This is a genomic window from Bacillus sp. FSL K6-4563 (assembly GCF_038630405.1).
Lineage (GTDB): Bacteria > Bacillota > Bacilli > Bacillales > Bacillaceae > Bacillus > Bacillus pumilus.
In genome coordinates, this window is the sequence record NZ_CP152030.1 from 3,115,254 (window position 1) to 3,135,432 (window position 20,179).

The following is a 20,179-nucleotide window of genomic DNA, read 5'->3' on the forward strand; positions in this document are numbered from 1 at the left end:
GATTTGTTTTTCACTTAGGAAATAAAAAGCCGGAGGTGTCCCCGGCTTTTCACTCGCCTTGATGACGTTTTTTTAATACTTTTAATACATCATCAAGTGGCAATTGCTGTTCACGTAATAACACAAGCAGGTGATACAGAAGATCGGCTGTTTCCCATTTCAATTCTTCTTGATCCCGGTTTTTCGCGGCAATGATGACCTCTGACGCTTCTTCCCCTACCTTTTTCAGGATTTTATCGACCCCTTTTTCAAATAGATAGGTTGTATAAGCGCCTTCTGGCATTTCTGCCTGACGTTTCGCAATCACCTGTTCAAGTTCATTTAAAATGGCAAAACGATCCTGCTCTTCCGTTTGACGCTTCACGCCTTCTTCCGAAAAGCAGCTATAGCTGCCAGTGTGGCACGCTGGTCCACTTGGTGAGACAAGAATAAGCAGAGCATCCTTGTCACAGTCATATCGAATGGATGTGACTCGCTGAGTATGTCCAGATGTGGCGCCTTTGTGCCAAAGCTCGTTTCTTGATCGGCTGTAAAACCATGTTTCCCCTGTCTCTAGTGTTTTTTCATAGGATTCTTGATTCATATACGCCAATGTCAATACTTCCTTACTTTGAGCATCCTGTACAATCGCAGGTATCAGGCCTGCCTCATTAAAGGATAATTCGTTTCCCTGTTTCATCTGACCTTCACCCCGTGTTCTCTCAAGTATGTCTTTACCTCTTGAATTGAAGTCTCTTTATAATGAAAAATGGAAGCTGCTAAAGCTGCATCCGCTTCTCCTTTTGTAAATGCCTCCAGCATATGCTGAGCATTGCCAGCACCTCCCGAGGCAATGACAGGTACGGTGACAGCTTCTGACACAAGCTTTGTTAATCGATGATCAAAGCCCTTTTTCTCACCGTCGGCATCCATACTTGTCAGCAAGATCTCTCCTGCCCCCCTCAGCACGGCTTCTTTTGCCCAATCGCTAACCTCTATATCCGTTTGACGGCGCCCTCCGTGTGTATAAACCATGTACGCTTTTTTCTCTTCATCGTACTTTGCATCTATTGCAACGACGATGCACTGAGAACCAAAAAAATCGGCGCCTTCAGAAATCAGTTCTGGTCTTAAAACTGCCGCTGTGTTCACAGATACTTTGTCTGCACCCGCTCTTAATATGCGCTTCATGTCATCAAGGTGGTTAATTCCGCCGCCTACCGTAAAAGGGATGGCAAGAGTGGACGCCACTTGCTTGACCATATCCACCATCGTTTTCCGGCCTTCATGAGAGGCAGAAATATCAAGAAAGACGAGTTCATCCGCCCCTTCCTCATCATACATCTGCGCTAATTCTACCGGATCACCGGCATCCTTTAAGCCGAGGAATTGCACCCCTTTGACCACACGACCTTCCTTCACATCGAGACATGGGATGATTCGTTTTGTCATCATACGCGGTCAAGCCCTTCAATTGCTTCAGCTAAAGTAAACCGCTCCGTATAAAGTGCCTTTCCAATGATTGCACCAGAAACGCCTGACTGTTTTTGTGCTGACAGCTTTTGGAGATCGGCTACCGAACTGATACCGCCTGAGGCAATAACTTGTTTGCCAGTAGCTTCTGCTAAGCGAATTGTACTTTCCACATTGGGCCCAGCCAGCATGCCGTCCATTTGAATATCTGTGAAAATAAAGACCTCCGCGCCTTCCTTTGCCAATTCTTTGCCGAGATCCTCTGCCTTCACTTTCGACGTTTCAAGCCACCCCTCAGTCGATACGAATCCATTTCGCGCATCAATGCCAATCGCTATTTTCTCCCCATATTGCGCAAGCATTTTTTTCACAAAGGCAGGGTTAGAAACAGCCGAGCTGCCAAGGATGACTCTAGCTACACCATTGTTTATATAAAAGGCAACGTCTTCTTCTGTCCGAATGCCACCACCAATTTGTACATTTACATCTAAGGATGAAGCAATCGCCAGCACATGCTCATGATTGACGCGACTCCCCGCTTTGGCACCATCTAGGTCAACGAGATGAATCCACTTTGCTCCTTCATTTGCAAATCGCGTCGCCATATCGAGCGGCGAATCTCCATAAATGGTTTCTTGATCATAATCTCCTTGCACGAGCCGTACACATTTGCCATTTCTCATATCAATCGCTGGATACAATGTAAAGTCACTCATTTGTTCACCCTCTGTTCGTTTGCTAATTGAATAAATTGTTTGAGCAGCGCCATGCCCGTTGTACTGCTTTTTTCAGGGTGAAACTGTGCGCCTAGCACATTTCCCATGCCAACAACTGCTGGTACTTGAACGCCATAGTCTGCGCTTGCTAATTGCTCTTCTGGATTCATATCCCTCACATAATAAGAGTGAACAAAGTACGCAAATCCTTCCGGTACCCCGTCAAACAATGGGGAGGGCTGATGAAATGTGAGCTCATTCCACCCCATATGAGGCACCTTCAGCCTTTGCCCACCCTGGTCACGATCCTTTAGAAGAACGACACGCCCTTTTAGCAGCCCCAAACCTTTCGTACGCCCTGCCTCTTCACTTTCTTCAAATAACAGCTGCATCCCAAGACAAATGCCAAATAGCAGCTTTCCTTCCTGCACTACTTGGTGGATAAACGCCTCAAGCCCTGTCTGTTTTAACAGCTGCATCGCATCACGAAACGAACCGACCCCAGGCAAAATATAAGCATCTGCCTTTTTGAGCTCCTCCACATCAGAGGAGACGATATAACGGGCACCTGCTCGTTCCAGTGCTTTTGATACGCTGAACAAATTTCCCATTCCGTAATCAATGACTCCGATCATTAGAGCATCCCCTTTGTTGAAGGAATCCCTTTCACACGTGGATCAATGGTTGTTGCTTCATCTAAAGCACGTGCCATTGCTTTAAAAATAGCTTCAATTATATGGTGTGTATTGGTTCCATAGTGAACAATTACATGAAGATTTATACGAGCTTCTAACGCAAACTTCCAAAGAAACTCATGTATGAGCTCTGTATCAAAGGTACCGACCTTTTGACTTGGAAAGGCCGCTCTCATTTCTAAATGAGGACGATTGCTTAAGTCGACCACGACCTGGGCAAGCGTTTCATCCATTGGAACAAAACTGGAGCCATATCGCTTGATTCCCTTTTTATCACCTAACGCTTCCTTAAACATTTGCCCAAGCACGATGCCGATATCTTCCGTTGTGTGGTGATCATCAACATCCGTATCTCCTTTCGCATCGACGGTCAAATTAAAGTGTCCATGCTTCGTAAATAGATCGAGCATGTGTGTCATAAAAGGGACATCTGTTTGAATATCCGCTGTTCCTTCCCCATCAATCTCTAACGATAACGAAATATTCGTTTCATTTGTTTGTCTCGCTGTTTCCGCCTGTCTCATGACGATTCCCCCCGCTTTCTCGATTCAATCGACCTTGCATGTGCTTCGAGCCCCTCTAACCTAGCAAAAGCCGCAATGCTATCCCTGTGTGTCTCAAAGGCTTCTTGACTATATGAAATAATGCTTGTTTTCTTTTGAAAATCGGTCACACCAAGCGGGCTAGAAAATCTGGCTGTTCCGTTGGTTGGCAGCACGTGATTCGGTCCTGCAAAATAATCTCCCACCGGCTCAGGGCTATAACGCCCTAAAAAAATCGCCCCTGCATGCTTGATTTGACCAAGAAATGATTCTGGATATGCTGTCAGCACCTCTAAATGCTCTGGCGCTAACTGATTGACGACGTCTACTGCACGTTCCATGGAATCTGTCACGTATATACGGCCATGATGTTGTATGGATTGTGCAGCGATTGATTTTCTTGGCAAGGTGTCCAGCTGCGCTTGCACCTCAGCTCGCACATTTTCAGCAAGTGTCTTAGACGGGGTCACCAAAATACTAGATGCTAGCGCATCATGCTCTGCCTGAGAAAGTAGATCGGCCGCCACCTCATATGCTATGGCCGTGTCATCTGCTAGAACCGCAATTTCACTAGGACCGGCAATCATATCAATGTCTACCTGACCAAATACTTCCCGCTTTGCCAGTGCGACATAGATGTTGCCTGGACCTGTGATTTTATCAACAGGCTGGATGCTTTCTGTTCCATAGGCAAGTGCCGCAATCGCCTGTGCACCGCCCATTTTATACATCTCTGTAATGCCGAGCTCCTTCGCAGCAACGAGTACAGCGTCAGAGAGGTAGCCGTTTTTCCCTGGGGGTGTCACAAGGACAATTCGCTGAACACCAGCGACAAGCGCGGGAATCACATTCATCAAAACAGATGATGGATAAGCAGCTGTTCCGCCGGGGACATACACACCAACTGCCTCAAGTGGTGTCACCTTTTGTCCGAGCATCGAGCCATCCTGCTGGTGATAAAACCAAGAGGATGTCAGCTGACGCTCATGGTATGTGCGAATATGACGGATAGCCGTTTGGATCACATGAATCATGGCTGGGTCCAAACGTTCGGAGGCTTTTGTCATTTCCTCATCTGTGACAAGCGGATCTTCAAGCAGCACCCCATCAAATTGCTTTGTAAAAGACTGTACCGCTTGATCACCATTTAGCCTCACTTCTTGTATAATCCGCTGAACAGCCAGGCGCTGCTCTTCCGTGCCTGTATCTAAAGTCCGTTTGAGCGAGAGTGTCTCTGTCTCACCTTCTTGTATATAGGTGATGTTCATGATGTTTCCTCCCCTTCAATGATTCTTGCAAGGCGCTGCGCCATTTCATCGATCACCGCATCCTTCATCCGATAGCTCACAGGATTGACAATAAACCGTGATGTAATATCACAAATATGCTCCGTTTCAACAAGTCCGTTTTCCTTGAGTGTTTGACCTGTAGAGACAATGTCTACAATACGATCGGCGAGTCCGATGAGCGGTGCTAATTCAATGGAACCATTCAGCTTAATGATCTCCACCTGCTCCCCTTGCTCTCTAAAATAGGAAGATGCAACATTTGGGTACTTTGTTGCCACACGCGGTGCGACACCGCCCCAGCTAGCTCCCGGCAATCCGGCAACCGCTAAATGGCATTTACTGATGTTTAAATCAAGCACCTCGTACACATCACGAGCTTCTTCGAGCATGACATCCTTTCCTGCAATGCCAACATCTGCTACACCGTGCTCTACATAAGTCGTCACATCCATTGGCTTCGCTAAAATAAAGCGGAGGTTTTCTTCCGGTACATCGATGATTAACTTTCTTGAATCCTCGAATTCCTCTGGCAGTTGATATCCTGCCTGCCTTAACAGCCCTGCGGCTTCTTCAAATATTCGGCCCTTTGGCATCGCCATCGTCAATACTTTACCCATTTTGTTCTCCCTTTCTAGCGCCGATAAAATAAGTCACCTGCTCAAATGCCTTGGTCATCGCGTCAATATTTTCAATCCCTGCTAAGTCTTGCAAGACGATCTTTTTCCCTTTTGACCGCTCCTTTTCTGCAAAAGCAAAAGCCTCCAGCCGTTGTTCTTTACTAAAAATCACTGCCTCCTGCGGCTCATTGATTTCTTTTGCATCAAGCGCTTCAAGCAGACGGTCTAATCGAAGTCCGAATCCTGTAGCTGGTGCAGGTGCATCAAAATGAGCAAGCAATTGGTCATATCTGCCGCCACTTCCGATGACTGACCCAACATGATCTGCAAATACTTCAAACAAAATACCCGTGTAGTAGCTCATATGACTCACCATGCTTAAATCTAGACGGATATATTCTGTACAGTCGTAATCTTCAAGTGTCTCCCAAAGCGACTTTAACTGCGTAAGCACCTCTTTTCCTTCTTGTGAAACGACGATTTCCTCTGCCCGCTCTGTGACTTCCTGGCCGCCTCTTAACTCTAAAAGCTGTAACAGCCTCGTTTTATCGATGGAGGAGAGTGGCAATTGCTTCACATGCTGACGGTACCCTACATAATTCTTTTCATATAAAAATCGGCGAAGAACGTTTGCACGCTCTGTATTTCCCAGTACATCTACAAATAACGTCTCTGCTAAAGCGACATGCCCAATCGCGATTTTGAAGGATTTGAGCCCAGCATTTTTTAATGCGAATACGACAAGCGCGATCACTTCAGCATCTGCACTAATCGAACCGTCTCCAATTAACTCAATTCCGACCTGCTCAAATTCTGATGGCCTTCCGCCTTCTCTTTCCTGTGCCCGGAACACATTGGCCGCATACCCAACGCGAAGCGGATACGCCTGTTCATGAAGCTTTGATGCTGCCACTCTCGCAATAGGTCCCGTCATATCAGGTCTGAGTACAAGGGTTTGCCCGTTCTGATCTAAAAGCTTAAAGAGCTGTGTATCTGTAATCGCCGATTGAACACCGACTGTATCGTAAAATTCAAGCGTTGGTGTCTCCATCAACCGGTAACCCCAACCGTTCATGACCTCTGTTAAGGAATGTCTCACTTTTTTCTTCGTCTCATACAATCCTGGTAATGAATCCCGCATACCATATGGTTTCTCAAACATAAACATGTTCTTCTGCACCTCCAACACATTAAAACAAAAAATTCCGAATCCTTTAGTTCGCTAATATGATAATATGCTAACAAAATAAAGTAATTAAATCAATCATTTTTATTTTCTCTCTATTTTCATGAAAAATTTGTGGAATTATTACATTCAAGTGACACCTATCTCTTTTCTGCATGTTGGGTGAAAGAACGTGCTATAATACATAAAAATATTGAATAAAACAGGAGATTACAGTGAAGTTCATCCAGACATTAATCTTAACTTTGTTGTGCGCTTGCCTTGTTTATTTCGGCTTTATATACGTGACACAAATCGACCAAGTCAAGAAAACAGCTTCACCACACGAAGCAGCCAAAGAAAAAGAAAATGATACGGCACTCGCAGCTGAAGAAACACGATCAACGAAAAAAACAGACACCACCTATTCTTCCTTAAAAGGAAGCAAAAAAGCCATGGATGTCATCCTCTACAATCAAATGGATGCCCCAAAGCTTTATAATGGATGCGAAGTCACAAGCTTAGCGATGCTTCTTCATTACAGCGGCTACAAGCAAGTGACGAAAGACACATTGGCAAATGAAATTAAACGTGTTCCACTCAATTATGAAAATGGCTTAAAAGGAGACCCACATGACGGGTTTGTAGGCGATATGGAGAATGGACCAGGTCTCGGTGTATACCATGAACCTATTTATCAGCTTGCGAAAAAATATGCGGGCGCTCAAGTCGTCGACTTAAGCGGAAAACCTGTCAAAAAGGCCATCTATCAATCACTTGAAAAAGGGTATCCTGTTTGGGTGATTACCACATCCACCTTTGACAAAATAGATAACATCGAAACATGGAATACACCAAATGGCAAAATAGATGTAAGCTTTAATATGCATAGCGTGGTCATCACAGGCTATGACAAGGAGCATGTCTACTTAAATAACCCATACGGAGAAAAGAATCAAAAAGTCGATCGCGATCAGTTTGAAGATTCTTGGGAACAGATGGGCAGGCAGGCGATTATCATTAAAGCATAGAACAATTTCTCTTTGAAAACATGAAAACCCATCCTCTATCCGAATAGAGGATGGGTTTTTCATGATGATGCTTCTATGATTTCCTTCAGGCGCTCCTCAAGCTTTTCAGCTGTCATCGCTCCTCCGCCTACACTGAAGTATTCATTCCCTTTTTTTAATAAAAGGGTAGGGTATCCATTCACTTGAAGTTGATGAACCTTCGCAAAGTCGGCATACGCAGCATTGATGACTTCTTTTGTTTTCATTCGTTCAATGACGGCTTTAGGATCAAGATGATGTGCCAGAGCGATCTCCTGATACGTTTCATCATCGCTCAGGCTTTTTCCGTCTTGATAAAAAGCCTTTTGCATCGATGCAGCCAAGTACAATGCACGATCTGGAGCAACGGATCTTAATGCTGAAAACCCAATGGCTGCAGCCTCAGAGTCTAAGAGAAATGTCCCGTTTGCTAGCAGCTTCTGATAACGTTCACCAAACTCAACGCCAGTTAGCTGATTGATCCGTTGATTTGCTTCTGATATATGTGGATATTCCTTTATTGGAAGACTTCTTTCTCCTACAAATAAGCCGCCAGATACGAGCGTCAGTGACATTTCAGGATGATTCTCATGCAAAGTACGGATACTGTTAGAAAACCCATAACACCAGCCACAATACGCATCCCATACATAAATGAGAGACAATTCTTGATCATTCATACGTTAAACTCCTCACTCATCGTTTTTAGTGGCAACGAATCACTTATTCTGCTTCAGATACAACGGTAAAACGTTCTCCAACATGGGCAGCCTGCTCAATTTCATCGACAAGCGCAATGGCGTAGTCGGCATAGCTCACATAGCTGTCACCTTTAGAATTAACAATCAGTTGGTCCTTCCCTTTCACATAAGAACCTGTGCGTTTGCCAGCTGGATCAAAGAATGCAGCAGGGCTGAGGAAAGTCCATTTTAATCCTTCGGTTTGTTGAAGGTCTTTTAAGTTTTCACCTTGCTGTGAAGCAGTAGGCACATACTCCTTTGGAAATTCCGGTGTGTCAACAAGTCTTGTTGTTTTGGCTTCATCAACAAAAAGACTGCCCGCTCCGCCCACAACGATTAAACGGGTACCGGGTACCTCTTTCAAAATATCAATCAGCTTTTTCCCTGCCTCTACGTGAAGGTGCTCTTGTCCAGCAGGTGCGCCAAATGCATTGACGATGACATCAAAGCCTTTGATGTCTTCTGCTTGTAAATGAAACACATCCTTCTCAATAACAGCTACGGATGAATCTGTCACTTTTTTCGCATCTCGAACGATGGCTGTTACCTCATGTCCTCTTGATTGAGCCTCTTTTACAATTTCCTGTCCTGCTTTACCTGTAGCGCCAATAATGCCGATTTTCATATGAATTCCTCCTGTAAAATGATTTTATTTAATAAACAAAGGTGTAACCGATTTAGTTACAACAGAGGTAAAAAAAATTGAATAGATCATCCAATTTTTTTGATTAACACCTGCGTTAGTTCACTTAATTTGATCTCAGCAAGCACTTGCTCCATCGCACTTTGAGCGCGGCACAAGATTAACTCAAGCACAGCCTGGATATTTGCACCGATCGGACAGTCAGGATTTGGGCTTTCATGGATTTGAAACAATTCTCCCTCATCCACCACCTCAACCGCTTTATACACATCAAGCAGCGTGATATCGTCTTCACTGCGGTTCAGCTGAGAACCGCCTTTGCCAAGACTCGTTGAGATTAGGCCTGCTTTTTTTAATTTACTCATAATACGGCGGATGACCACTGGGTTTGTATTTACACTTCCCGCGATATCCTCCGATGTCTGTAATGATCCTTTTTCAAGTGATAGCAAGGCCAGAATATGGACAGCGACAGTAAATCTGCTGCTGATTTTCATGTTTTCTCACCTCTGTTGTAATCATTATAGTTACACCATAACATATTGTCAACAAAAAAGTCTGCCGAGCTACTCAGCAGACGTAGATTGACGTGCATTCATTTCTTCTTTCGTATAAATCATGCGCATTGGATTTCCTCCAACAAATGAGCCTGCTGGAACATCCTTATGAACAAGTGTACCAGCGGACACGATCGCCCCATCCCCAATGGTCACACCAGGTAAAATGGTGGAATTGGCTCCAATTAAGACTTCATCCCCAATATAGACTTCCCCAAGTCTGTATTCTTTAATCAAATACTCATGGGTCAAAATGGTTGTGTTATAGCCAATCACCGAATTTCGACCGACCGTGATTTTCTCAGGAAACATGAGATCCACCATGACCATTAAGGCAAACGCTGTATCTTCGCCAACCTTCATACGAAGAAAGGTTCGGTATATCCAATTTTTCATTCCCATAAAAGGCGTGTACCGTGCGATTTGAATGAAAATAAAGTTTTTCACCACTTTGAAAAAGGGGACCGTCCGATAGACTTGTCGTAACGAATTGACCCCTTTTACAGGATATCGATCTGTTTTTCTCAACTCAATCAGCTCCAACAATCGCCAGAAGATCACTCATTTTCTTTAGCATAAAATCAGGGCGATGCTTTAAAAGGGCCTCTTCTCCCTTAATTGACCAAGCAACACCTGCTGTTTTTGTCCCTGCCGCTTGACCAGACAAAATATCGTGATAATTATCGCCGACCATCACCGCTTCATGTGGATCACTGCCAAGCTTGGATAATGCCAGCTGGACTGGCTCCGGATGCGGCTTCTCATTTTGGACATCATCGAGCGTCACAATCACCTCAAAGAATGGCTCTAAACCGGTCAGCTTCAATCCCATTAACACTGTGTCACGTACCTTTGTTGTGACAATTCCAAGCTTAAATCCTCGATCCTGCAAAACCTTCAATGTATCTATAACAGTCTCATATTCAGTCACGAGCAGATCATGCTGTTCATGATTAAACGTACGGTACATCTGAATCATGTCATCCGTTAGATCAGGGTCCATCGCAGAGAATGTATCAAATAATGACGGACCAATGAAATGGAGGATCTCTTCACGGCTGTACTGATCAGGGTAATAATGATCAAGCGTATGTTGAAATGAAGCAATAATTAATTCATTCGTATTGATTAATGTGCCATCTAAATCAAATAGCACGGTGTTAACAGTTGATTCGTTCATATGGCTTCCTTTCTAACAACTGCGAGCTCGCGCTTTCGCCAAATATAGCTAATGGCAGCTGTTAATAAAATAGCAGATATCAGACGGATGACAAGAAGCGGCCACACAGGAATCCCAAGTGGAATAAATATCAGCGTGTCTTCGACTACTGCATGGCAGGCAACAAGGAAAATGAAAGCAAGGGTTAAATCCTTTTTACTCACGCCGTCCTCTTCCACTGCCTTCATCATCACGCCAGCTCCGTATGCTAGACCAATGGTTAACCCAGCGACCATCGTCATCGACGTATTTTCTTTCATTCCAAGCATTCTCGTAAATGGAGACAGCCACTTAGACAGCGTATGGAGCCATCCTAAATCTCTCATGAATTGAATGATGATCATGAGAGGGATGACGATACAGGCGAGCTGGAGCACACCGAGTACGGCTTTTTGTAAAGCGACAAGGACGATCATGTACCAGCTGGAAGGCACATCAGCCGTTTGGGCTGCTGTCAGCAGTCCATATTGTGCCGGCTCCTGGCCTCCCTGCCAAACGAGATGAATAACAATAGCCGAAACAACAGCAAGACTGATTCTGACCAGCAAAATGACAGACACTCTCAGTCCAACCTTTGCTGCCACAGTCGATTCGATGATCAGGTTGTGACAAAAGGACAGCATCACGGCCAAAATAAACACTTCCTTCACAGGAAGATCTAGAGTCAAAATGGCCGCTATGCCCGCATACAAGTTCAGCACATTTCCTAACACAAGCGGAATGGCTGCTTCTCCTGAAAGACCAAACAATCCCATAAATGGCCGTATGAATTGAATGATCCAATCCATAACAGGCGTATGCTGCAAGATACTGACGAGAATGGTAACCGGAAAGATGACTTTTCCAAGTGTCCAAGTTGTCGATAGCCCTGCTTTTAAGCCGTTTTTCCATGTCTCCTGCATCCTTCTGATCCCCCTGCTTTAATTCGATGAGTTGTTCTCTTTATACGGGATCGATGCGTGACCTTTTATTCTTCTAAAGATCAGCAGCAGAACAGCCACTACAAAAATGGCAATCGAAATCATTTGAGCGATTCGAAGATGTTCTGTCAGCATCAAACTGTCCGTTCTCATACCTTCTATGAAGAAACGACCGATTGAATACCAAATTAAATAAGACAAGAAGATTTCGCCTCTGCGCATCGATGTTCTACGTAATAAAATCAAGATCACAACACCGGCAAGATTCCATAATGATTCGTATAAGAACGTTGGGTGATAATACGTCCCATCAATATACATTTGATTAATGATAAACTCAGGCAAATGCAAATTCTCTAAAAAGGCTCTTGAAACAGCCTCACCATGCGCTTCCTGATTAATAAAGTTCCCCCAGCGTCCAATGGCCTGCGCTAGTAAAATACTAGGTGCTGCTACATCCGCTATTTTCCAGAAGGACACCTTTTTCACTTTTGTGAAGACGATCGCTGTCAGCACAGCACCTATCAGCCCGCCATGGATGGCAATTCCGCCATGCCAAATCTTAATGATTTCATTTGGGTGCTGCTGATAGTAATCCCATTCGAAGGATACATAATAAATTCGTGCACAAATAATCGCTATTGGAATGGCAAATAAGATTAAATCAATAAACGTATCTTTATTGATTCCTCTTTTCTCACATTCTCTCAGTGCGAGCCAGAGTCCTAGTAAGGCTCCGACCCCAATGATCACACCATACCAATGAACCGAAAGAGGTCCGAGCTGAAAAGCAATCGGATCAATTGGCTGAATCGCTTCGTTCATATAGACAACTCCTATTCATCTTGGCCATTGTCTTCAATGACATCGGCTAGTTTACTTGTAAATTGTTCCGCCGCATTATGTCCCATGCGTTTTAACCTGAAGTTCATCGCAGCCACCTCAATGATAACCGCTAAGTTTCGACCAGGGCGGACAGGAATGGTCAGCTTCGGTACATCTGTATCGATGATTCGCATTTTCTCTTCTTCAAGTCCTAAACGATCGTACTGTTTGCCTTGTTCCCAAAGCTCAAGGTTCATGACAATCGTAATTCTCTTATAGCTTCTGACAGCCCCAGCTCCAAATAAGGTCATCACATTAATGATGCCTAACCCGCGGATTTCTAAAAGATGTTCAATCAGCTCTGGTGCGCTTCCGACTAGCGTATCCTGATCCTCTTGACGGATTTCCACGCAATCATCTGCGACCAGCCTGTGTCCTCTCTTCACTAATTCTAAGGCTGTTTCACTTTTTCCTACTCCGCTTTTTCCAATTAACAATACACCTACACCATATACATCAACAAGTACGCCATGAATCGCGGTCGTAGGTGCAAGCTTGCTTTCTAAAAAGTTGGTCAAACGACTCGAAAGTCTTGTCGTTTTTAGGCTTGAACGTAACACAGGTACACCATTTTCATTTGAAGCTTCAATTAATTCCTTCGGCACTTCACGATCTCGTGACAAAATAATTGCAGGGGTAATATCAGTACAAAGAGACATCATTCTCTGCTTTCGTTCGCGTTCTGGGAGCTGTTCAAAAAAAGAAAGCTCTGTTTTCCCTAAAAGTTGAACTCTTTCTTTTGGGTAATATGTAAAATAACCAGCCATTTCAATACCTGGTCTGGAAAGATCACTGATTGTAATGGGACGATTAATCCCTTCTTCCCCACTTACCAGTTCAAGATGAAATTGTTCCATTATGTCCTTCGTACGAACTTTCGGCACGCTTCTTCCTCCTTTTATCACAGGCGATTCAGAAATACAGCTCTATTTTATCACTTTCAATGATGATCCCAAAACAGTATTTTATCCTGATCCTGTTTCCGTTCATTTACTGGTATAGACAACTATACTTAAAAAGGGTAAACTAAGTCAAAGACAATGACTAAAGGGGGCACAATCATGAGCAGCTCTTTATTGCTCTCCAATATTCATATTGTGACAAAGACTGAAATGATTGCAAACGGTTTTGTCGGTTTACGCGACGGCAAGATTGACTATATTTCAACAACACCACCGACAGGAAATTATGAAAAAGTATATATTTCCCGGGAAAACTTTTATTTACTTCCCGGAATGATTGATATTCACATCCATGGCGGATATGGAGCAGATATGATGGATGCGACATCAGAAGCCATGAATACACTCGCTGACAACTTACCGTTAGAAGGAACGACAAGTTTTTTAGCCACAACCATCACTCAAAACCATCATGAGATAGAGCAAGCACTTAAAAATGTCGCCAAGTGGAAACAATACAATGAAGAACAAGCAGGCGTTCAGGCACAATGTTTAGGTATCCATCTTGAAGGTCCTTTTATTTCTAAAGATAAAGCAGGGGCACAGCCTGTTCAATGGATACAGCAGCCCGATCGCCCTCTTTTTGAAAAATGGTTGGATGCTTCTGAACGGCTTATTCGAATTGTCACGTTCGCACCTGAGGAAGACCCTGACTTTGCTTTTCTTTCCTTGTTGCAAGAAAAAAACATTATTCCTTCTATTGGACATACGAATGCCCATCATGACATGATTGAATTAGCAGCAAAGCATGGTGCACGCCATGTCACGCATCTTTATAATGCACTGAGTTCGTTTCAGCATCGTGAACCAAACGCTGTAGGAGCTGCTCTTACAAACGAGGATCTCCATACTGAGCTGATTACGGATGGGATACACTCCCACCCACTTTCCATCAAGCTTGCGTATTTGGCAAAAGGAAGTGATCGTTTAATGATGATCACAGACTCGATGCGCGCAAAAGGACTTGGAAATGGCACGTATGAATTTGGGGGTCAAACAGTCACAGTGAGCGGCGAACAAGCTTTACTGGCAGATGGTACACTTGCAGGATCGATTCTGCGAATGAAAGATGGCGTCAAACGGATGAAACAGATCACACATTGCGAATGGACAGAGATCGCAAAGATGACCTCAACTAATGCAGCCATTCAGCTAGGACTTGATCAGCAGCTTGGTTCGATTGAAGTTGGAAAACAAGCAGACCTTGTGATCTGGGATGAGTCTGGTGAACTAATGATGACGATCTGCCATGGACAAATCGTCTTTGAGAAAAAGGAGGCCAACCACTAATGAACATCATTGAATTTGAAGATAAAGAACAATTAGGAAAAGAAGCAGCAGCCCTGATCGCGCGCACAATCGCTTCTAAACCAGATGCCGTACTCGGCCTGGCAACGGGCGGTACACCTCTTGATACGTATCAAGAGTTAATTCACCTTCATCAATCACAACAATTGTCTTTCAAACAAACAAAAACAGTCAATTTAGATGAATATGCAGGCCTTGATCCAGATCATGAAAATAGTTATATGACCTATATGAAACGTCATTTATTTGATCATATTGATCTTCCACAGGATCAGTATTTTCTTCCAAATGGCGCTGCACCTGATTTAGAAAAAGAATGCTTAAGATATGATCAGCTCATTCAAGATATAGGCGGCATCGACCTTCAGCTTCTTGGAATCGGTCAAAATGGACATATTGGGTTTAACGAGCCCGGTACCCCATTTAACTCAAAGACTCATGTCGTGCAACTAGATGAAAACACACGGCAGGCCAATGCAAGATACTTTTCTTCTATTGATGAAGTGCCTACACATGCCATCACCATGGGCATTGCAAGCATTCTTTCTAGTAAAAAGATTCTCCTTCTTGCATCAGGAAAATCAAAAGCGAAAGTGATACAATATTTAGAACAGACTGAGATACACCCAGACTTCCCAGCATCTGCTCTGAAACTTCATGAAGATGTGACGATTTTGATTGATCGAGAAGCTGGTTCACTACGCTAAAGCTAAACACGAGAGGATTTTCACATGTTTATTGATAAGCAGTCACCTATTCCGATGTACCATCAGATTATGGAGAACTTGAAAAAACAGATTGAGGATGGAACATTAGCACCTGATACACTCATTCCTTCTGAAAGAGAATATGCCGAGCGCTTTGGTATAAGTCGAATGACTGTCAGACAAGCCTTATCGAACCTTGTGAACGAAGGATATTTGTATCGACAAAAAGGAAAAGGCACCTTTGTGAGTCGAAAAAAATTTGAACAGCCGCTTCAAGGCTTAACAAGCTTTACAGAGGATATGCGTCAGCGTGGTCTTAAAGCTTCAAGCCAGCTGATTGATTTCACAAAAACCGTCTGTCCAGATCACTTGCTGCCTGTCTTACAACTGTCAAATGGCGATGCTATATTTGAACTCAAACGGATACGCCTCGCAAATGATGAACCGATGGCGATTGAAACGAGCTATATCCCTGAAGCATTTGCAGGAGATTTAACAAGGGAACATTTAACTGGCTCTATATATGAATATATAGAGACTCAAACAGGCCTTACAATTGCTCATGCAAAACAAGAGCTTGAATCGAATGTGGCTTCAAATGAAGAAGCACATGTGCTGTCTATTTCAACAGGCGATCCCGTGCTCTCAATCGCAAGAACGACTTATTTTCAGAATGATATTCCGTTTGAATATGTTCTTTCCGTTTATAGAGGAGATCGTTACAAGCTCATTCATACAATGGAAAGATAAACAGTGCCCTTATAAAAGGAGCACTGTTTTTATTTCCTAAGAAATGTTTCTTCACGATCATTTTTTGTATGAATTTTCCATATCGGTGAAATCGCTTTTCCTTGAAAACGATCTTTTGCTACGGTGTACCAATAATAGTCTTCGTTTGGCTTTAAGCCTTTCCACTCAAAGCTTGCTTTTTTGCCGCTTTTTACGCCGCGCGCCTCTCCTAACAAAACATTTGTGTACACATTGAGTTCAAAATAGTTGGTTTTGACAGATTTCATTTTCGGCGTCAAATCCACATCGATTGAAAATTCATCCTGATCTCCATACGTTTTAGGATCGTAGAAATGCTCTTGATTCATGTAAGGTGAGTATGTCGTAAAATGAAGCTGGTTTTTTTCTTGATCGGCTGTTATCAATCGCATAAACCCTTGTCCACCTTCAGGCCCTGACTGATAATCGGCGAGTATTTGATATACTTTCCGGTCTACTTTACCATCCTTGTCATCGTCAAGCTCATCTACTTTCCTGCTCGCTCCGTGATAGTGACCGCTAAATACCGCCACTATATTGGGATGGCGTTTCACTACCTGGTGGAAGATGAGGTCGCCAATCGGACTGCGGTTGCCACTGACCAACAAATACTCATGGAAATTTAAAATGACGATACGGTCTGGATGCTCAGAAATCACACGGTTCAACCAATCAATTTCATCTTGCTTAATCCCCCAGCCCATGTATACCATCATATAATCATTGCCACCGGCAGAGATGAGATCATAATGACCTCGATTGTTTTGATAGGATTCACCATAGTACGGTTTATTTGCAAAGCGTTTCTCACCGAAATATTTCCCATATTCCGCATAAAAACCGTCCTTATGTCGAACATCATGATTTCCTGCTAAAACACCATAAGGAATCTGATGCTCATCTAACACGCGCATAAACGTATCGGCTCGTTGCCATTGTTTATCTTTTGAATCATCCACAATGTCACCTGTATGGAACACATATTGAATGTTTAACTTTTCTCTCTGGTCTCTGATCCACTCGACCATTTGTTTAAAGATATGAGGATAGCTCTTTGCATAATATTGTGTGTCAGACATCCAAACCATCTTATATGGCTTTTGCGCTTTACTGATTTCATCCTGTACAAGCAAATCAAACGTATGATTCTTCATGTACTGTCTGACGGACAGCAGTCCTTTCAGGTAAAATTCCTTTTGATCCTTAGCAAAATGATGAGTAATTTTATCCCACTTTTCTTGCTGATGATTCCATGCATACATGGTCACCTTTCTCCCTGTCAATGAACTCCCTTTCCATATCGCTTCGACGACATCCTTTTCACGTACATCTTGATGAACCTTGATTTGAAAACGATGATAGGGAAAACGATGTAAATCCTTCGTTTCAACTGACTTACCATCAGCAAATGCAATGCGATTCCTTTCTTCATGAGAAAAGATCATTTCTCCTTTTTCGTTAAAGCTCTTTGGCGGTTCTGTCTCCGCTGCATATTTCAAAATGTTCATTGATGGATGCAACGATGTATATTGATACGCACGGTAAAAGGAATAATCCAGCTTATCATTCGTTGGGTCCTTGGTGAGCACAGTTTGCTTTGACGATTTCATTTTCGTCTTATCTGCTACACGCTCTGGTGGCTCAGGGTGTTCATGTACCGTCTTGAATTCCTTTTTCAACGTTGACATGTTTCCTGCGGCATCTTTTGCTTTAATTGTTAACGTGTGCTCCCCCGGGTTTAATTCGCTAGAGGACGTCTGGTATGGCAAGGAAATTGGCTTGCCATCTACATATGCTTTCATCTCTTCTATGCTACTCCAACGATCCGTTACCTTTGCTTTTAACGTAAAAGCTCCTTTATATGGATCCTTTGTTTGGACGTTGGTTTTAATTTTTGGACCCGTATTATCAACCATCACATGTACAGATGCATGCTCGTCTGATGTTTTGGCCTCAATCAGGTGCGGCCCCTCTTTCAACCTTCTTGTATCCCACTTCATAAACGTTGAAACATAAGCTTCTTTTGGTATTTCAAATTGAAATGTTCTGACCTTTTTGGCGTTACCGCTGTCTCCCATTCTCCATTCTTTTTCCGGCTTTGCATTGATTGGAGGAATTTGAGTTCCATTCGATAAAATCATTCGGACGTTTTTTAGTTCAAAATCATCGTGATTCTCACCAGGCAACCGATCAACTGGAGAAGATTTTGTTCCTGCATGGAAGGAGATCGATTGGAGACCTGCTTTTTTCATCTCTGCTTCTGGTATTGGCATTGTATAGGTACGATACACTTTTGTCGAATCATCAAAAATAGAAAGTAAGTGCTTACCTATGGACACACCATTTTTAAAATATAAATTTGTCCCTTTGACATCAAATGCAATATATGGATCTGCTTCAAGGGCAGAAAACACTTGCTGATTCCGCTTTCCATCTATCAATAATTCAATGCTTTTTTTCTGATCAGACGTTGCTTTTAATGGAAATAATCCTGAAACCGTATCTCCTTCTTCTACATTGAATCGAAGGCCATGAGCTTTGCTAACTTGCTCCACATCAATCATTTTTTTCATCGTCATTGCTGAATTTTCACCGTCTGACGCTTCAAGCTGATATTCCAATTGTTCTTTACCAATCAACTCAGGTGAGTAAATAATATGATGAAATAATCGGTCGTTATGATCTTTTTGAAGCAGTATTTCCTTAAAATCATCTTTCCGATTTGTTCGATAGCGAAGCTTGACGGTTTTGACGACCTGATCATCCCGTACATCTGCTTTAATCTCTATGCTTTCAGTTGGTTTCACTGGTTTCCTCACTGTCATATCTTCAATCACAGGTTTATGGATATCTTGAGAAATTTCTTTTTTCTCAGATGGAATTTGTGCTTTTAGCACTTTGCCAGGCGTAGGCTCTTCTTCAATTTTCGAGATTAGCTTCATTTGCGAAGTACCGTCCATTGGATATTTGAACAGCAAAGATTTATGCTCACTAAACCATGAAGGCTTTAAGCGAAATGCTGCTGAAGAAATCTCCTCCCCTATATTCGTTGTAATGGAAACAAGACGAGATTTAGAGTTGGAAAGCCCTTTGCTTTCGATGACAGATACATGCTCTCCCTCTTTTAATTGACTTTTGTACATGGCATTGAAGTCCGCTACAGTTAAATGCTCCTGTCCTTTTTTCCTCAGCCAGAAAACATACGGTTTTCCAGGTGAAAGAGTGACTGGATTTGTGTGAAAGGAATACACATCATCCATTTCGGTTCCTTGTGCAGGATTGCGGTAGCGAAGCTGATAATGTTTAAGAGAGATAGGCTCATGTGTTGTGTTATATACCTCAATAAATTCAAATGCATCTTTGCCTTTGCGATTTTTTGAATTGACAACAATTTCTGTGATGACTAAGTCCGGAATGCGCGAAAGATCCTCTTCAAATCCATTTAAGTGGACAGATTGTTCTGCCGTTTTGATCACGGACTTTTGCGTAAGAAACTCTGTATAGTAACGAACGGTTGAATTCCATAATTGATCTGGCGGAATTTTCGCTGTAAATTCTGGCTTCATACCTGGCAGCCGTTCCATTGGGATCAAACGGTACCCTAGCTCATCACTTTGTTTATAATACAAGTTCGCAGACAAAATTTGTTCCGGATCCGTAATCGACGCACGAAAATGGAGATCACGGCTTTTTTCCCCTAGAACTGGACGGACATCCACATGAAAGGGATCAAAGATAAAAGGAGAAAAAGGCTTGTCCGGTATATTGACCTGTGTTTGAATAAAAGGCCCTGCTGAAGCAGGCTGATTGAAACAAAAAAGAATGATAAAAAAACATAAAAGCATGATTTGTCTGCTCACGTTCACCATCGTGCACCGCCTCCCTTCGGATATTGTGTCTCCTGAAGGAAGTTTTTATGTCAGATGAAACGGAGAAACGATACAA

General features: G+C 43.0%; 21 protein-coding genes. 4 read left to right on the top strand and 17 right to left on the bottom strand.

Annotated elements, in window-relative coordinates; genetic code table 11:
- Nucleotides 1-49: 49 nt before the first annotated feature.
- From hisIE to MHH54_RS15960, 8 genes are read right to left on the bottom strand one after another with little or no spacing between them, the layout of a single operon-like run.
- Entirely contained in the window at nucleotides 50-679 is a 630-nt protein-coding gene (hisIE, locus tag MHH54_RS15925; protein WP_003212812.1) for a bifunctional phosphoribosyl-AMP cyclohydrolase/phosphoribosyl-ATP diphosphatase HisIE, read from the bottom strand.
- Nucleotides 676-1,434 carry an imidazole glycerol phosphate synthase subunit HisF gene (gene hisF / locus MHH54_RS15930; RefSeq protein WP_003213021.1) on the bottom strand — a complete coding sequence of 253 codons (759 nt, stop codon included), beginning with the start codon at nucleotides 1,432-1,434 and terminating at the stop codon, nucleotides 676-678. Before hisF ends, hisIE begins: the two co-directional genes overlap by 4 nt.
- The gene (hisA, locus tag MHH54_RS15935) at nucleotides 1,431-2,168 is read right to left on the bottom strand and encodes a 1-(5-phosphoribosyl)-5-[(5-phosphoribosylamino)methylideneamino]imidazole-4-carboxamide isomerase (protein WP_003212965.1); all 738 of its coding nucleotides are present in this window, start codon (nucleotides 2,166-2,168) and stop codon (nucleotides 1,431-1,433) included. Before hisA ends, hisF begins: the two co-directional genes overlap by 4 nt.
- Nucleotides 2,165-2,803, bottom strand: coding sequence for an imidazole glycerol phosphate synthase subunit HisH (gene hisH, locus MHH54_RS15940; RefSeq protein WP_003213571.1), 639 nt, complete (start codon nucleotides 2,801-2,803; stop codon nucleotides 2,165-2,167). Before hisH ends, hisA begins: the two co-directional genes overlap by 4 nt.
- Nucleotides 2,803-3,387: an imidazoleglycerol-phosphate dehydratase HisB gene (hisB, locus tag MHH54_RS15945; RefSeq protein WP_003213246.1), complete on the bottom strand. Its 585-nt coding sequence runs from the start codon at nucleotides 3,385-3,387 to the stop codon at nucleotides 2,803-2,805. The genes hisH and hisB overlap by 1 nt, the downstream gene beginning before the upstream one ends.
- Nucleotides 3,384-4,673 carry a histidinol dehydrogenase gene (gene hisD, locus MHH54_RS15950; protein WP_003213239.1) on the bottom strand — a complete coding sequence of 430 codons (1,290 nt, stop codon included), beginning with the start codon at nucleotides 4,671-4,673 and terminating at the stop codon, nucleotides 3,384-3,386. Before hisD ends, hisB begins: the two co-directional genes overlap by 4 nt.
- On the bottom strand, nucleotides 4,670-5,311 hold the full coding sequence (gene hisG / locus MHH54_RS15955; protein WP_003213329.1) for an ATP phosphoribosyltransferase: 642 nt from the start codon (nucleotides 5,309-5,311) through the stop codon (nucleotides 4,670-4,672). Before hisG ends, hisD begins: the two co-directional genes overlap by 4 nt.
- On the bottom strand, nucleotides 5,304-6,479 hold the full coding sequence (locus tag MHH54_RS15960) for an ATP phosphoribosyltransferase regulatory subunit (RefSeq protein ID WP_003212893.1): 1,176 nt from the start codon (nucleotides 6,477-6,479) through the stop codon (nucleotides 5,304-5,306). The genes hisG and MHH54_RS15960 overlap by 8 nt, the downstream gene beginning before the upstream one ends.
- Nucleotides 6,480-6,712: 233 nt before the next feature.
- Here MHH54_RS15960 and MHH54_RS15965 point away from each other — a divergent pair, with 233 nt between their 5' ends.
- Complete coding sequence (locus MHH54_RS15965) at nucleotides 6,713-7,507, top strand: C39 family peptidase (protein ID WP_106029372.1); 795 nt, start codon at nucleotides 6,713-6,715, stop codon at nucleotides 7,505-7,507.
- A 59-nt stretch (nucleotides 7,508-7,566) separates the two neighbouring features.
- Here MHH54_RS15965 and MHH54_RS15970 read toward each other — a convergent pair whose 3' ends face one another.
- The 8 genes from MHH54_RS15970 to hprK all read right to left on the bottom strand — a co-directional run bounded on the left by MHH54_RS15970 (nucleotide 7,567) and on the right by hprK (nucleotide 13,373).
- Complete coding sequence (locus MHH54_RS15970; RefSeq protein ID WP_106032167.1) at nucleotides 7,567-8,205, bottom strand: DsbA family protein; 639 nt, start codon at nucleotides 8,203-8,205, stop codon at nucleotides 7,567-7,569.
- Between the two features lie 43 nt (nucleotides 8,206-8,248).
- Nucleotides 8,249-8,890 (bottom strand): NAD(P)-dependent oxidoreductase, encoded by a 642-nt coding sequence (locus MHH54_RS15975; protein WP_003213607.1) that lies wholly within the window; start codon nucleotides 8,888-8,890, stop codon nucleotides 8,249-8,251.
- An 86-nt stretch (nucleotides 8,891-8,976) separates the two neighbouring features.
- Nucleotides 8,977-9,405: an Rrf2 family transcriptional regulator gene (locus MHH54_RS15980; protein ID WP_003213266.1), complete on the bottom strand. Its 429-nt coding sequence runs from the start codon at nucleotides 9,403-9,405 to the stop codon at nucleotides 8,977-8,979.
- Nucleotides 9,406-9,474: 69 nt separating this feature from the next.
- The gene (locus MHH54_RS15985; RefSeq protein WP_003213425.1) at nucleotides 9,475-9,993 is read right to left on the bottom strand and encodes an acyltransferase; all 519 of its coding nucleotides are present in this window, start codon (nucleotides 9,991-9,993) and stop codon (nucleotides 9,475-9,477) included.
- 1 nt (nucleotide 9,994) lies between these two features.
- Nucleotides 9,995-10,645 (bottom strand): pyrophosphatase PpaX, encoded by a 651-nt coding sequence (gene ppaX, locus MHH54_RS15990; protein ID WP_003213698.1) that lies wholly within the window; start codon nucleotides 10,643-10,645, stop codon nucleotides 9,995-9,997.
- On the bottom strand, nucleotides 10,642-11,586 hold the full coding sequence (locus MHH54_RS15995; protein WP_003213258.1) for a nucleoside recognition domain-containing protein: 945 nt from the start codon (nucleotides 11,584-11,586) through the stop codon (nucleotides 10,642-10,644). Before MHH54_RS15995 ends, ppaX begins: the two co-directional genes overlap by 4 nt.
- 18 nt (nucleotides 11,587-11,604) lie before the next feature.
- A complete protein-coding gene (gene lgt / locus MHH54_RS16000) occupies nucleotides 11,605-12,429 on the bottom strand; it encodes a prolipoprotein diacylglyceryl transferase (protein WP_003213250.1) in 825 nt (274 codons plus the stop codon).
- A gap of 11 nt (nucleotides 12,430-12,440) precedes the next feature.
- Complete coding sequence (gene hprK / locus MHH54_RS16005) at nucleotides 12,441-13,373, bottom strand: HPr(Ser) kinase/phosphatase (RefSeq protein ID WP_003212943.1); 933 nt, start codon at nucleotides 13,371-13,373, stop codon at nucleotides 12,441-12,443.
- A 177-nt stretch (nucleotides 13,374-13,550) separates the two neighbouring features.
- On the opposite strand from hprK, the gene nagA reads away from it, so the two are divergent.
- Genes nagA through MHH54_RS16020 form a run of 3 tightly spaced genes read left to right on the top strand, consistent with a single transcriptional unit; the run spans nucleotide 13,551 to nucleotide 16,216 of the window.
- Complete coding sequence (gene nagA / locus MHH54_RS16010) at nucleotides 13,551-14,741, top strand: N-acetylglucosamine-6-phosphate deacetylase (RefSeq protein WP_003213032.1); 1,191 nt, start codon at nucleotides 13,551-13,553, stop codon at nucleotides 14,739-14,741.
- Complete coding sequence (gene nagB, locus MHH54_RS16015) at nucleotides 14,741-15,466, top strand: glucosamine-6-phosphate deaminase (RefSeq protein ID WP_003213114.1); 726 nt, start codon at nucleotides 14,741-14,743, stop codon at nucleotides 15,464-15,466. The genes nagA and nagB overlap by 1 nt, the downstream gene beginning before the upstream one ends.
- A 24-nt stretch (nucleotides 15,467-15,490) precedes the next feature.
- Nucleotides 15,491-16,216 (top strand): GntR family transcriptional regulator, encoded by a 726-nt coding sequence (locus MHH54_RS16020; RefSeq protein ID WP_095117891.1) that lies wholly within the window; start codon nucleotides 15,491-15,493, stop codon nucleotides 16,214-16,216.
- A gap of 29 nt (nucleotides 16,217-16,245) precedes the next feature.
- Here MHH54_RS16020 and MHH54_RS16025 read toward each other — a convergent pair whose 3' ends face one another.
- On the bottom strand, nucleotides 16,246-20,103 hold the full coding sequence (locus MHH54_RS16025; RefSeq protein WP_342500423.1) for a metallophosphoesterase: 3,858 nt from the start codon (nucleotides 20,101-20,103) through the stop codon (nucleotides 16,246-16,248).
- Nucleotides 20,104-20,179: the final 76 nt, after the last annotated feature.